This window comes from Enterococcus italicus DSM 15952 (assembly GCF_000185365.1).
In the GTDB taxonomy this organism is placed as follows: Bacteria; Bacillota; Bacilli; order Lactobacillales; family Enterococcaceae; genus Enterococcus_G; species Enterococcus_G italicus.
The window spans coordinates 1-1,505 of sequence record NZ_GL622250.1 but is presented as its reverse complement, the minus strand read 5'-3'; the positions used below and the strand labels follow the sequence as shown (position 1 = coordinate 1,505).

The following is a 1,505-nucleotide window of genomic DNA, read 5'->3' as shown; positions in this document are numbered from 1 at the left end:
CCATCGGTGTGAGGACATGTAGTTTTCTTTGGTAACGACCATTATTATAGTAGTCAATAAAATCAGTTATCATGTCGGTCAAGTTTTGTTTCTTTGTAAACTTACGACCATAATAGTTTTCACGCTTTAGAATGCCCCAGAAGCCTTCCATAGGACCGTTATCGATACATTTTCCAACTCGAGACATGCTTTGAATCATTTGTGCATCACTAATTCTTTCGTACATTTTTTTATTGGTATATTGAAATCCACGATCACTGTGGAAAATTGGCTGTGCATCAGGTTCAGCTGATCGTGCCTTATCAAAGGTATCCAGTACCAGTGGTAGGTCGTTCCTCTCGCTGATGACGTAAGCAACGATACGTCGATCATATAAATCTAGGATGGCACTCAAGTAGACCTTATGCACCTCGAGACCAATGTAGTACTTGAACTCTGTAATATCGGTGACCCACTTTGTATTTGGTGCTGTGGCAGAAAAATCACGATTCAGGATATTCTCCGCTACGTAATATGGATGACGACCTCTTTTAGTAATACTATTTGCCGGATGTTTGATTGAAGATTGAATTTTTTCTTCACGACAGATACGTAAGACGCGCTTATCGTTCACGTTTTGATCGTACGTCCGTTTTAGTTCGTCTTTGATCCGGCGATAGCCCATGTCCGGGTGTTCATCATGGATTGCTCTGACTGTTTTGGCAAGTTCGTTGTTCGCCATCCTCCGTGGGCTATAGGGATGTTTCACCCAACGATTGTAAGCCGACCGGCTAACATTCAATATCTTGCACATGGGCTGAACAGGATAAAGTTTTTCTTCATGTAGTTCCTTGATTGCTTCATAAGCGTGCCAATTTTTTACTTCTTTTGCCAATCCCTTCTTTCTAATTCCTTTACTTTTTTTAACAGGTCAATCTCCATCTGTTGGTATTTTACCTTTTCTTCCAACTGCGCAATTCTAATTTTTGCTTCTTCTTCAGGTGTTCGACTTTCTTGGTTTGCCTTGCGGTGACCACGACGATCTTCGAGTCCTGCTTCTCCCAATTTCTCGTAACGCTTGACCCAGTTATAAACGTTCTGATAGGTCACTTGGTACTTTACAGCTGTGCCACTGTAATCGTAGTTGTTGGCAATACAGTACAATACAATCGCTATACGCTCTTCTAAACTGAACTTTTTTGTCTGACTCACTTTACTTCCACCACTTTCTGATTTAAAGGTTCCATGAGTATTATATATCTTTATCCAGTCTTGGAGCTGTACCTTGTTCCGTAAACCATATTTTTTTGCGACTGCCTCCAATCCTTCAAATCCATCCAGATAGTATAGAACGGCTTCGACTTTTTCGTTCTTTTGAGTAGTGACGATTCTTTTTGGTTGGTAATAATCCTGTAGGTCCTTCATTTTCATAAATGGCTATCCATCTTTTTATTGTACTCCAGTTCACACCTGCTTCTTGAGCTGTTTTATTGATACTGCTTTGACCATTGAGATAATTCTCAACT

3 protein-coding genes are annotated in these 1,505 nt (G+C 40.3%); all 3 read right to left on the bottom strand.

Annotation, left to right across the window (positions count from 1 at the left end; translation table 11 throughout):
- Positions 1 to 874 (bottom strand): IS3 family transposase (locus HMPREF9088_RS11055; protein WP_007209341.1); only part of this gene is annotated, 874 nt, incomplete at its 3' end.
- Positions 859 to 1,191 (bottom strand): helix-turn-helix domain-containing protein, encoded by a 333-nt coding sequence (locus HMPREF9088_RS12500; protein ID WP_248632147.1) that lies wholly within the window; start codon positions 1,189 to 1,191, stop codon positions 859 to 861. The genes HMPREF9088_RS11055 and HMPREF9088_RS12500, both read right to left, overlap by 16 nt.
- 115 nt (positions 1,192 to 1,306) lie before the next feature.
- On the bottom strand, positions 1,307 to 1,505 hold a 199-nt coding region (locus tag HMPREF9088_RS12495; protein WP_155802039.1), incomplete at its 5' end, for a helix-turn-helix domain-containing protein.